The organism is Bradyrhizobium sp. 44 (assembly GCF_023073095.1).
Lineage (GTDB): Bacteria > Pseudomonadota > Alphaproteobacteria > Rhizobiales > Xanthobacteraceae > Bradyrhizobium.
The window spans coordinates 1-11,784 of the sequence record NZ_JADPIY010000026.1 but is presented as its reverse complement, the minus strand read 5'-3'; the positions used below and the strand labels follow the sequence as shown (position 1 = coordinate 11,784).

The window sequence follows — 11,784 nt, the reverse complement described above, 5'->3', positions numbered from 1 at the left end:
GCCGACGACCTTCAGCTCGAAGCGGTACAGCGCCATCCCGTCACCGCGCCCTGTGCGCACATACGTGGTCCAGCGGCCCGACGCTGGCTCGGTTTCAGGGTGAGGAACCCTGACGTCCGGCGCCTAAGCGCCGGACTGGGGGGAAGCCGTCCGGCGGGGCGCAGCCCCTGAGGACCGCGGGTGTCGGACGCAGTCCGAGACGTAACCGCGCCCTTCGGGACTCAACCCTAGCTTTGCCCGCCCCTCGAATGCAACTCTCAAAAAGCGAGCTTCGAACATGGACACGACCGAGACCAAGCCGAAGCGCATCAAGCGCACCCCGGAACAGAGGCTGACGGCGCTTGCCGCTGAGACCGCACGTGTGGAGGCAGAAATCCAAGCCAGGGATGAACGGGAGGCGAAGGTCGTCGGCGCTGTTGTGATCCGATGGGCCTACGACAGCCCTGCCAATGCCAAGCAGCTGGTCTCGATCATCGACAACGACGGTCTTCCGGATGTGGACCTCCGAAGGGTCACCGACCTTCTCGGCCGCCTGCACATCTTCTCCATGAGACAGGATCCTGTTCCGCCCACCGAGACGGAGCACTCGTAGGACCCTGCCGACAATGGACGGCGCGAACTCAACCGACCCCGTCATTGAGTTGCTCGACACGCTCAAGGCAGTCCGCCGCGACGTGGACCGACTCGGGCAGGACATGCAGGGGACGCTCAAGGCCGCACAGGCGGCCGAGATGGCGGCTGCAAAACCTCGTACCCTCACCCTCGACGTGTCGGCCCTCGGGCCGGCCTTCGGAACGCTGTCCGACCGCGTCGCGTCGTTGGACACGACGGTCTCCGCGCTCGGGGCCGACCGACTGCGCAGCGAGGTCGTGGCCGCGCTGCACGACGCGCGCGGTGAGATCGACGCAGCGACGCACGGGGTTCGACAGGCAACGGCTCGGCTGACACTTCGCCTCACCGCAGTTCTGAGCCTCGTCGTGCTGGGCGCCACCGGCGCACAGTTTGCCGGCGTCGCCGCGTCTACCTTCTGGGGTCAGGCGGAACGCGCCCGCCTCGCCGCCGAAGTCGAGCGCCTGCGCGTCGCATTGCCGACGCTCCAGGCGCGGGCCGAGGACTGGCAACGCCGCGCAGGCCGCGTGGTGCTGACGAACTGCCAGTCCGATGACAGGCGCACGCGCCTGTGCGTCCGCATCGACCTGAGCGCGCCGCGGTTCGGCCCGCGTGGCGAGTACGCCGTGCTCGACGGCTACTGAGTGCGCAGCGGGCCGTTCGGAATGACGATCGGGTGCATGAGCCTACCGCATGGATGGCACTCGCCGTGACGGACCCGGTCCGGAATCGGAAGGTGGCCTTGCCCTCGCCCGACCCTGCCTCCCGGCAGCTCTTTGCGACGTTTCCGCTGGCCGCTGACCGCTCCAAGATTGCGCTTTCTGAGATCCTCTGTCCGTGGGCTCGAGTTTTTTGAAGGCACCCCCCCCGGTTCGGCCGCCCTTCGCGATCCAAGCCCGCCAAGCGGCATCCACGATGGTGATGCGGTTGGGATCATTGCGCCGGCCGAGAAGGCGGCGCTCCTCGACGTGGAGAAGCCCGGAACGGGCAGCCGTCCGGATCGCGTTGCGTGCCGTCGAGGCCGACACCCCGGCTCGCGCCGCGATGGCCGACACGCACAGTTCACATGCGCCGCGCGCCCGCACCTCGTCGGCGATGATCCGTAACGCGGCGAGTTCGCCAGTCGTGTGCCGGGCCGCGAGCGCCGGGGGCATTGGACCAGAGGCAGCCAAGGTCCGCCGTCGCTCTAGTGACCGAGCGCGATCCGGCGAGCGCTGATGGCGTTTCGGGGGGAAGATGGACGGTCGGCCCGGCGGGGCGTCGCTCCGCGGCCGGGAGCTAGCAGGCCTTCGCGGCGGCACGGGCGCGGCCGGGATGACCGTCCGCCCCTCGATCAGCGCCGACAGCGCCTCGGCCTCGGCCTCACTCACCTGGCCCGCCCCGAAGGCGCGCCACAGCAGCGCCGCCACCTCGGGCAGCGCGCCCCGGGGCGCAACCTCGACGGCGCGCCTAAGTTCTTCAGCGAACATGTCCCAGCCCTTGCGGGCCACGGCACAGCAGCGAGCATCGCCTTAGCGGGCGACACCCTTCCACAGAACGAGCAAGACCGTTGACGGGATTGGCGTCCCGTCTTGACCCCTAAGGGTGCTCGTGAGACTGTCGGGAGGTGTTTGATCCCCCGCCGGTCTCTATGAGATCGGTCCACGGCCTCTCAGGTTGGCGCCTGAGGGGCCGTTGCTTTTTCTACGTTGCCGTCGTGGCGGTTATCTCCTCGAACCGGCACGAGTCCGGCATTCGCCCACCATCCCCGTACCGACACAGGCAGTCAACACGGCTACGGTAAGCCCTCCCTCGACGGGGGTCTCGAAAGGGCGGTCAGATACCCTTTCGAAAGAGTTATGGACACACCCTCTCGTCCGTCTCATTCCGAGTGACCGAGGGGCTGTCATGAGCGAGGTGTCGAAGGGGGTTTCGTCCCGCATCATGACGTATGCGGAGATCGAGGAAGCATTCTCTCTGAAACCGGCTTCAGCTCGGCAGCTCGTGCGCCGACAGGGCTGGCGTAGGCTCCCCGGTAACGACGGTAGGACCCGGATAGAGATCCCTATCGAAGAGTTTGAGCGGGCTCTCAAGAGAGGTGTCGAAACCCCTCTCGATGAAAGCGAAATCGATGCTGAGCCTCCTGTCGAAGGCCCTCTCGAAAGGACCTTCGTTGCCTTCCTAACCGCCCATATCGAACGGCTCGAGCGGGCTCTCACAGAGGCGCAGCAAGCTCTGTCGCAGGCGGTAGCTGACAGGAGCGCCGAGACTGAGAAATCCGATCACTTAGTCGGGGAGGTCGCCGCTCTCGCTCGGCAACTCGCCCAGGTCGTTGAGGAGGCCGGGGGTCGCGAGCGCGAGCTGCAAGCGCGATTAGCATTGGCCGATGCCGCAGCGGCTCAATCACGGGTAGAGTTGAGTGCTTTGGAGAAGAGAGCCGAAGCGGAGACCGCCCAGGCCCGCGCCGAGCTGGAAGCCTGGAAAGCACGCCCATGGTGGCGTCGGCTCGCCGGCTGAACCGCAGTTGTGCACCAGTCCGGATCTGGGAGGCTGTAAGTTCGTAGATCGTCGTGGGTACGGGTGTCCGTCATGAACGAGAGATCGCGTCGCCCACCACAGGAGCCAGGGCGGCCGGGATCCTACTGCAAGCGGCGTGCGGTCTCTGGTACCGGCAGATCGCGGCGGGCGGCCTCGGGGGCTTCCTGGCGGTCCGTGACCCAGATTATCGCAGCGCGCTCGGCCGCGGTCACAACCCGCCCTGGGCCTGCTGCACGGGCTTCCGAGATCAGGGCCTCCAGGGCCGATCTCAGCTCATCTGTGAAGGCGTCGTCGTTCACCCGGTTTGGACCTTTGGTATTTCGTCTACGCCAACTCGGGGTCATCGCAGAGGATGTTCGAAAACGTACGCTAAGCGCCCATACCTATGCAGATTGACAGCGCGGAGACGAACGTTCTCTCTCCGCCTCGTGTCCCGAGATCTCGCCTGCTTGCTTACCAGCATGAGCCGCTGCTGCACGCTAAGTTTTTAGGAAGCCAAGATCATAAATCATCGGTGCTAGCTTCGATGTCAGCGTCTCGTAGGTTGAGTCAAAGACAGCAAATTCGGTTTCGATTTTGTCTTTCTGTTCCTCGCGTCGACCAAGAGCGGATCGGATCTGATACCATCCAACATCGGGGCGATTGAGTTTGAGGCTTTGACGAACGCTATATACATCGGTGATGGAGAAATACGTTTGCCAAAGGATTTTACCTGCTCGTAAGACTGCGGAAGCCTCAACCGAAAACTTCTTTTTATGTAGGTATTGAACCATAAAATCTGATTCAAATCGGTCAGGTGCATTAACTTCAGCCTCGGTGAACGGAATAAAGTGATTGACCAGACTCCATTGGCGACCATTCCACTCCAATCCGTTCGCGCCAGCCGTCAGATTTTGTGTGCTGAACAACATCCAGACTAAGCAGTCCATCTTAAATTCTTCAGTAAGAGGCTCATCAGGCTGTAAGAACTGATCCCGATCATTGAGCCACGACGGCTTAACTAGACGCCGTACCGCAAACACAACTGCCGATTTCCAGAGATTTTCCTTGGTGACGAAAAAACCGCCTGCGCTACAGTACCCTGATGATAGCAAGGCGGTAAGATTTGCGTGTTGAACATCACCACCGGGCGCAATCATTCCGCCGATCGCTCCGTCTGCCCATTTAGTGCCACGCACATCTTTAATACTAGTCGTTGGCACGAGCGCGCCTTTCAAGGGCAGGGCGTCATCCTTATTAGACCTTGCCCGCTTAATCCAATTGCTCAGAAATCGCTCACTTGGTAGATTATAGAATTGCTTTTCGCCAATTGCTTCGCCTTTTTTATTAAGAACCTCCGCAACTATGTTTGTAATTGGTGTCTTCTTTTTTGCGGAATTATCGGTTTCCCAAATAAGGAAGCCAATAGGGAAATTCCCATTTAGACCATCGAATGCTTTGCTAGGCACCAAGAAACCGCCGAGATAAGATGCATTCCAAAACGACCTGAATGGCTCAAAATTTGGAGCATTTACATATTTCAAGGTACTGAACATAGCCAAGGTAGCGTTTGGTATCTCTTTGGCGATCCGCACTAGAAATTGCACGAATAGTTCGCGCGAAGCGTATCCAAAATCACTGATCGTTTTAGCAATCTGCGTCTTTGAAACGCTTTTTTTGCTCTCTGAATTTTTCCCACGAGAACTTGTGATGTTATCTATGTTTGCAGCTTCTGCATATGGCGGATTGATAAGTATCAGGATCTTTCGACCTTCGGCGATTGCCTGCCGCAGAGCGGGCGGCACTTTGTTGGTGAGGCTATAGTCAATTCTGCCATCAGCCGTAATGTCATCATTGAGATAATCATATTGAAACCGAGTGGCGGAAACGCAGGTTCTAGTAGCTTTCATAACATCGACGTCAGCTTGATCTAATGTACTCATAAAAACGTTTCGCGGGTTGGAATGCTTGGTTTCCAAGTTCCCAACGCCGCAGCACATGTCCCAAACTATGTAGTTCTTCTGCCAGTTCTTCCCAAGAACGTCGGCTAACTTATCGTAGGCTTTATCAACCACGTGGAGTGGAGTATAGAAAGCGCCCTTGAAGCTACGCTCGTCTAGCGGGATTAGGGAGTCGCGACGCTCTAATAAGTAATTGCGATACTCCTCATCTGGTGGGCGGTGATAAATTGACCAGAACTGACGGTAACCCTCACGATTACCTAGTTTATAAAGTTTACCGTCGAGGGAAAATACGGGCGCTTCTCCTTGATGGAGAAGTTCGGCCGGCAAGTTTTCATGAGTCGCCTTGGTTCCGTCATGCATGATGTCGGCGAAAAAGAGAAGGGCATATTTATCTACCGGAGCACCGCCGATTTCCCGACCGATCATCTCGACCCATTTATCGAAAACTTGCTTCAAATTATCTGGCGTGATCGAAATGCGGATAATATCGCCCTTTGTCAGAGCGGCTTTTACAGTACTGATGAATTCATCTTCGTGCGTCGCTATCCTGAACGAGACCATCCTTGTTCCAATGAACGCGGATACTTGGTCGAGCGCCTCCTTCGGGAATTTAGTAGCCGACTTGCCCCATTTTATCGTCTTCTTTTTCAAAAATGGAATAACATCAGCGGTCTTCATCAGAGCCGCCTTCTCAGTATCCATTACTGCCAGGAACGGTGGTAACTCGTCCCCTTTATTCAACCCATCCTGCACATAATGCAGAAGCTGGGTGAACATCTTATAACTTGAGTCCTTGCCGTGATGTTTAGCCTCGAACCACATTTCCTTCGTACGAATATCAATTAGCCCTTTGGTATATTTCTTCAAGCCTAACGCCTGAATGTAAACATCTTTGACGTCTTCCTCGCTGCGGACATCTTGTAGTTTTTTGTACAGAGACATTATGTTCCCGCTGGACCATGCCCGATGCACGGTAGACATCGCCGTTCGCATATGCCGTGGCAAGCGCTGTGGCAGCGTCGTGAATATCCTCACCCATGGGGTTCTCGTAGTCGAGGGCGGCGGAGACAACGCCTACTGGACACGCGTCCTCGTCACGTAGAAGGGGACCCAAAACTCAGTTCGAAACCACGAGGCGTAGGCCCTGGCGCGGGAGATACGCGCGCTCAACGTCGGCTTCGTTCGCAGCCAGAAGGCGCGCCAAGTCAGACAAGCTGTATCCAAGCTCGTTGCAGTGATACTTGATGATATCTCTAAGGCGCCAAGGTTCTTCTACCTGTATTTCGTATGGCTCACCCTCGTTGAAAGATTTATTATACTGAACATTCATGTTTTTGTACTGAGAATCAGTAATTAATTTTAGGTCGTAAGTTCTTTTAATCAAGCTTTTTATAGAGACCTTCCAGTACGCTTTCACTCTACCGAGAGCAGTAATCTTAGGAGATATCAAATATGATTTGATATCCGAGGCAGGCATGAGGAAAGCCGCAGCGAAGCGGTGCGCCTCCTCTTCCATCTTCTGATCGTCGTCAGGCACGGTGTGCATAACGATGTGTCCAAGCTCGTGCGCGAGCGAGAAACGGAAGCGGTCCCCGGCAACATCCTTGTTCATGAAGAAGAGCGGTGGCATGCCCTCCGAACGGAAGCTGATGCCGTCCAGAAGCTTGGTGTGGAAGCTCGTCATGATGACGATGCCGCCCGCCTGCTCAATCGTATCAACCACGCAGGCGACCGGCCCACGCGGCAGCATCCAGTACGCGCGCAGCCGCTCGGCGACCTTCTCTGGCGTGAGGCCGCTCTCGTCCAGGTCGATCTGAGGGATCGGCTTGGCGACTTCCAGGTCGTAGGAGCGCAAGAGCCTCGCCACGTGCTGACGCCGGATGTTGATGACCGCACCGATCCGCGCGAGTGGCTTCGCGCCGAGCTTCGTGCGCTTGCGGTAGTGAAAGGCGGGGAACCCGATCGCGCGCTCGCGCTGATGGAAGAAGGCTGTAGGGAAGCGGAGTGCCTTCGCGAGGTTGCCCAGCACCTCGTCGGAGGGTTGGCCGATCAGGCCGTGTTCGAGCTTCGAGATGAGCGCCTGCGTGACAGACGCCTCTCTCGCCAGATCAGCCTGGGTCATCTCGCGCGCCTCACGCGCGAGTCTCAGCATGTCAGCGTTGAAGACCGCGTCGGTCACTTAGCGTCCTCGTCTCGCACGCGCCGCCTCAAAGTCGGTCCGACCAGTGTCAGGGATCCGCTCCGGCGTGATGTCCACCCACGCAGCCTGGGCTTCCGTAGCGGTGACCTGCGCCGTCCAGATCACGTCCTTGCCGATCTGCCTGACAATCATCACCCGCTCGATCGCGGCCCCGGCGGCATCCATTTGGTAGCCCGCATACAGACGCACGGCCGCCTCGGGCAGATCGAGGAGGGGCATCTCGTCGTCATAATCCTGCTGTTGCAGGGTCTGGTAGTTAGCGTGTTGGCCTAACCCGTTCACCTTCTTGACCCGGATCAGCGCCTGATCCCGGTAGTTGAGCAGGTGAAGCCCCCGGCGATCCAGGAAGTTCACCCCAGGCGTGCCGTCGAAGCGGTCCATCAGCGCTCGTTCGGCGTGGTCGTAGATGCAGCACGCGGCAGCGCGATCACTGTGCTGCGCACGAACCGCATCCGAGTACCCGTCACCGTTGTAGGTGGCGACCGCCTCGTACAAGGCGTCGTGGATGCCGAGCAGCAGGGGCTCGATGATCGCCATCTGGCGCGACTGGTCTTCTTCCACGTCCATAAGGCCCTCTCCATCCGGCAGCACGTCGCGCCCTTGGAAGGATATGGCGGAAAATATAACCGTTTCAATAACCGAGCCGCAACTCCTTGTCGGGCCTTACGCTTTGGACTCCTGGGCGTCCCAGACGAGAGCCCTGGAAGCGCTACAATCCGATCTCGACAGCGAGATTGTCGGCGAACAGGGCCCCCTCACGGACGTACCGGCGCAGGGTGCTGAGCGAGGCGTGACGGGTCTGGTGAGCGATCCGGATCTCGCCAACCCCGGCATGGGCGGCCGAGGTCGCGAACCCCGCCCGCATGGAGTGGCCCGCATAGGCCGCCGCGTCGAGCCCGGCGGCGCCAGCGCGGCGCTGGACGATCAGCGCGACGGCGTTGCCGGACAGCCGCCCGCCGAGGCGGCCGTGACGGTCGACGGCGCGGAACGCCGCCCCCTCGGCGATCCCGGTCGCGGCAAGCCACGCCGTGTAGGCGGCGGCCGGACACGTCGCCTGTCCCGTGCGCCCGACCGCGAGCACCGCGCCGCGACCCTCGGCGTCGGTCTTGCTGCGCCGGATCGTGACCCGCAGGCCCTCGGGCAGGACGGCGATGTCGGCCACGTCGAGGGCGGCCAGCTCGGAGCGCCGCAACGCGGCGGCGGTGCCGACCAGGAGCAGGGCGCGGTCGCGCCGGTCGGCGAGGCCGTCGCCGAGCCCGGCGAGCACCTGCTTCAGGCGCGGCACGGTCAGGGCCTCGGCGCGGCGCTGGGCGGAGCCGCGCTCGCGCCGGAGGCCCGCCAGCACGTCGGCCACGGCCGGGTGGCGCACGTCGAGGCCGAGCCCGGCCCGGCGGTGCCGGGCGGCGAGGCTGCTCACCCGCCGGGCGAGGGTCGCGAGCGACAGCCGGTCGGCGCAGTCGGCGAGGTAGAGCCCGACCACGGCCGGGGCGGCGGGCAGCGGTTCGAGGCCGCGGGCGGCGCACCACCCCGCGAATTCCCGCCAGTCGGCCTCGTAGGCGCGGAGCGTGTTAGCGGCGCGCGCCTGCCGAGCGAGTCCGGCGGCGCGGGCGGCGACCGCTTCCAAGTCGAGCGCGGGGCCGATTGCGGTCTCTGCGACAGGGGTAGGAAGGGTGGTCACGGGGAACCCACGTCGTTGGAGGTTTCGGTCGCCAGCAGGTTCTGGATGAGCGTTCGGTGCGTGTGGTTGATTGAGAGGGTCCAGTCGATCTCGCACAGGAGGCGCTCGGCGCAGGTCCGCGCCTTCGTGCCGGGGTCGAGGCCGTGGAGGAGGTGAACTTGCCGTTCGCGCCGCCGCTCAGTCTCGGCGATCTCCCGATCTGCGTCCGCGAGCGCGTCATCGAGGAGCGATGAGGCCGGGACGGGCGCGACGGTCATCCCTGACCCCTCAGGTCCTGGAGCTGGAGTCGGGCCTCAAGGACAAGGCGTAGTTTCGCGTCGGCGAGATCGAGCAGATCCTGGGCGCTCGCCGGGAGGTCGGGGCGTTCCAGGGCCTCCTTCAGCACCCGCTGTTCCTGACGCAGGCCGTCCAGGGTGCGCATGTCCTCCGACATCAGCCGGTCCTGCTCGGCGGTGTCGGCCCCATCCCGGATTAGGGCGAGGAGCCCAGCAGTCCGCGCGGCCGAGCGCATCTCGATCGCGGCGATCTCCCGGCGCACGTCCCGGAGCATCTGCTCCAACAGCGCCACCATGACCGACTCCGTCTTGACCTCCGATAAGCGTCATTATCACAGCCCAGAAGACGCCACCCCGCGGCTGCCCACACCCTAGGCAGCTCCTTCACGAAACTGTGAATTGCCGCCAATTCGGGCTTTGGCGAGCCGCCAAATTCCATTAGGTTACTTTTAAGAATGTATTCACATGTGGCCAGTGAAGTCCATCGACTTCACTGGGGTGGCGAATGCCCCTCCACATGTGACGGGTCTCTCCCGTCTTTATGATGTCGTTCTTGCTCCTTGTAGCAGTATTTCTCAGCTTTTTCAAGATACTGTCTGCCGGTCCGGCCCACTTATCCAATGGTCTCCGCTCTGTACTTTCGGCAAAGAGCGATATTCATAGACGGCCTCGCAACTGGAAATGCCGGGGCCTCACATGTCCAACTCCAATCAGAACGAAGACCGCAAAGATCAGAATGCCTCCGCTGCGCCGGAAGCTTCAAACCCGCTGCGCCCTCATGATTGTCGATATCTCGTACAGGTCAGGAGAGCCGGTCACCTTTCATGGGAGTGCCGCAAGGAGAATGCCCTTCTTCTGAGTACCGCGACGTACGTTGCGGGCGTCCCCGTTCCGGAAGACGTGCGGATCGAACTCTGGGAATGCGAGATCGAGGATTTCGAGATCGATACCTGGGACCGCGTGCGGCTCCTCAAGCGTGACAACAAGGAAATCACGCCCGAGGACGAACGCGCGTTTGAGCGGATCCGGGTGCGCGTTGACCGGTGTCTGACCTGTCGGTGCAAGGTCCCACCGAACGTCGATGACGGGCCGAATTTCGACCGTACCATCGGCGATCTCATCATCGACGCGCGCGCCAAGAAAGACGCGGAGGCCAAGCCCGCTCCCGTCGTTCCTCAGCCGGCTCCGGCTCCGGTGCCGCCGAACCTCACCCCGAAGGCCGAACAGAAGCGCAAGCCCAAGTCCCGCAAGCCGGTTCGGAACGATGGGTGGGGCAGGGACTAGCGCGCCGGCCCGTGGATCGGCCGCTCAGCGGCCGATCCCACGTCCACGATCTCGCCGCATCACGGCGCGGACCCTCAGTAACTCCTGTTCGATACGATGGCGCTCAATCTCCTCTCGACGCAGGTCGCGCTCACGTGCCGAGGCCTGCTCACCATCTCCCAAAGCCAAGCGCCGCTCAGCTTGTTCGTGCCTCAACGCGCGCTGTCGTTCCTGTGCCTTGATGCGCTCATCGGGAGTCAGGCGCTCCCCTTCGCCGCGTGCCAAGCGACCCACCGACACCGCGAGGTTGGTATCCCGCAGCGAGGCCATGGCACCTTCGCTCAAGCTTTGACGCAGGCGGTCGCCGAGTTGCAACCGAAACTGCGCGGCCTTTCGGAGCAGCGTGCGCAGGGTCGCGGTCAGCGTTTGTCGGCGGGCACGCTCAATCCGGAGCGCGTCTACGGCCTCGCCTTGGTCGGTCTGAATGCCAGCGCGGGTTCGGAGGTGGTGTCCCCGCCCGAGCTTCGGCTCCGGCTTCCGATCAAGCACGAAAACCGCTGCGTCGGCTTCGTCCGCCTTCTCCGTGTCACCGCTGGCGCGCGCATCGGCAGCCTCAGCCTTGGCGTCCTCGCATTGTGCCGCGAGCGAGAGGTGGCTGACCCGCGTCGGCGCTCCGGCACGCTCGAGCGCTTCGTTCAGATGCGAAGCCCACGCTTCACGGAGATGCAACAGGGTGTCTCGAGCGTCGAGAGCTTTTTCCTTGCCTTCGAACCCATCGGGACCGACGCGACGAGTCGAGATCAGCACGTGAGCGTGCGGATTGCCGCCGTCCGGATCGTCTTTTCCCGTCCGTCCGTCGTGGTGCGCGATGTCCGCGACAAGACCGAGCGCGACAATCTCCCGCTCGACGAACGCGCGGACCAGCCGGACGCGATCCTCGACGCTCAGCTCGCGCGGCAACGAGAGTACGGCCTCTTTCGCGAGCCTACTGTCGACCCGGCGTTCGCTCGCCTCCACCATCTGCCAGAGCTTCTGGCGATCCGTGCGAGCCCATGCCGGTGCGCTTGGGGGAGCGAGGAGTTCGCGCGACGAGACGCCCTTGCGCCGCCTGTAGTCGAAGACTTGGCCGCGGCGGGCGCAGACCATCCGGGTGCCGGAGCGATAGGCGGCTGCGGCGACGGCCGAACGCCCGCCGGAGCCGCCGATCACCTTCAGCTCGAAGCGGTACAGCGCCATCCCGTCACCGCGCCCTGTGCGCACATACGTGGTCCAGCGGCCCGACGCTGGCTCGGTTTCAGG

At 61.7% G+C, this 11,784-nt stretch carries 11 protein-coding genes; 4 read left to right on the top strand and 7 right to left on the bottom strand.

The genetic code is table 11. The annotated features are described in order from the left end of the window. The first annotated feature begins 277 nt into the window (after positions 1-277). The 3 genes from IVB41_RS24945 to IVB41_RS24935 all read left to right on the top strand — a co-directional run bounded on the left by IVB41_RS24945 (position 278) and on the right by IVB41_RS24935 (position 3,105). Entirely contained in the window at positions 278-592 is a 315-nt protein-coding gene (locus IVB41_RS24945) for a hypothetical protein (protein WP_247299899.1), read from the top strand. Positions 593-605: 13 nt separating this feature from the next. Beyond that, the gene (locus tag IVB41_RS24940) at positions 606-1,253 is read left to right on the top strand and encodes a hypothetical protein (RefSeq protein WP_247299902.1); all 648 of its coding nucleotides are present in this window, start codon (positions 606-608) and stop codon (positions 1,251-1,253) included. Positions 1,254-2,496: 1,243 nt separating this feature from the next. Next, positions 2,497-3,105 (top strand): hypothetical protein, encoded by a 609-nt coding sequence (locus tag IVB41_RS24935; protein ID WP_247299906.1) that lies wholly within the window; start codon positions 2,497-2,499, stop codon positions 3,103-3,105. Between the two features lie 500 nt (positions 3,106-3,605). Here IVB41_RS24935 and IVB41_RS24930 read toward each other — a convergent pair whose 3' ends face one another. The 6 genes from IVB41_RS24930 to IVB41_RS24905 all read right to left on the bottom strand — a co-directional run bounded on the left by IVB41_RS24930 (position 3,606) and on the right by IVB41_RS24905 (position 9,518). Further along, a complete protein-coding gene (locus IVB41_RS24930; protein ID WP_247299909.1) occupies positions 3,606-6,011 on the bottom strand; it encodes a hypothetical protein in 2,406 nt (801 codons plus the stop codon). Positions 6,012-6,186: 175 nt separating this feature from the next. After that, the gene (locus tag IVB41_RS24925; RefSeq protein ID WP_247299911.1) at positions 6,187-7,248 is read right to left on the bottom strand and encodes an XRE family transcriptional regulator; all 1,062 of its coding nucleotides are present in this window, start codon (positions 7,246-7,248) and stop codon (positions 6,187-6,189) included. Further along, positions 7,249-7,836, bottom strand: a complete 588-nt coding sequence (locus tag IVB41_RS24920; RefSeq protein ID WP_247299914.1) for a hypothetical protein — start codon at positions 7,834-7,836, stop codon at positions 7,249-7,251. It lies immediately after the preceding gene. A 142-nt stretch (positions 7,837-7,978) separates the two neighbouring features. Next, complete coding sequence (locus tag IVB41_RS24915; RefSeq protein ID WP_247330373.1) at positions 7,979-8,947, bottom strand: tyrosine-type recombinase/integrase; 969 nt, start codon at positions 8,945-8,947, stop codon at positions 7,979-7,981. Further along, positions 8,944-9,204, bottom strand: a complete 261-nt coding sequence (locus tag IVB41_RS24910) for a hypothetical protein (protein ID WP_247299890.1) — start codon at positions 9,202-9,204, stop codon at positions 8,944-8,946. The genes IVB41_RS24915 and IVB41_RS24910 overlap by 4 nt, the downstream gene beginning before the upstream one ends. Next, on the bottom strand, positions 9,201-9,518 hold the full coding sequence (locus tag IVB41_RS24905; protein WP_247299892.1) for a hypothetical protein: 318 nt from the start codon (positions 9,516-9,518) through the stop codon (positions 9,201-9,203). Before IVB41_RS24905 ends, IVB41_RS24910 begins: the two co-directional genes overlap by 4 nt. A gap of 400 nt (positions 9,519-9,918) precedes the next feature. Between IVB41_RS24905 and IVB41_RS24900 the strand changes: the two genes are divergently transcribed. Next, the gene (locus IVB41_RS24900; protein WP_247299893.1) at positions 9,919-10,506 is read left to right on the top strand and encodes a hypothetical protein; all 588 of its coding nucleotides are present in this window, start codon (positions 9,919-9,921) and stop codon (positions 10,504-10,506) included. Between the two features lie 24 nt (positions 10,507-10,530). On the opposite strand, the gene mobQ is transcribed toward IVB41_RS24900, so the two are convergent. After that, the coding region (gene mobQ / locus IVB41_RS24895) for a MobQ family relaxase (RefSeq protein WP_247435910.1) at positions 10,531-11,784 on the bottom strand (1,254 nt) is incomplete at its 5' end.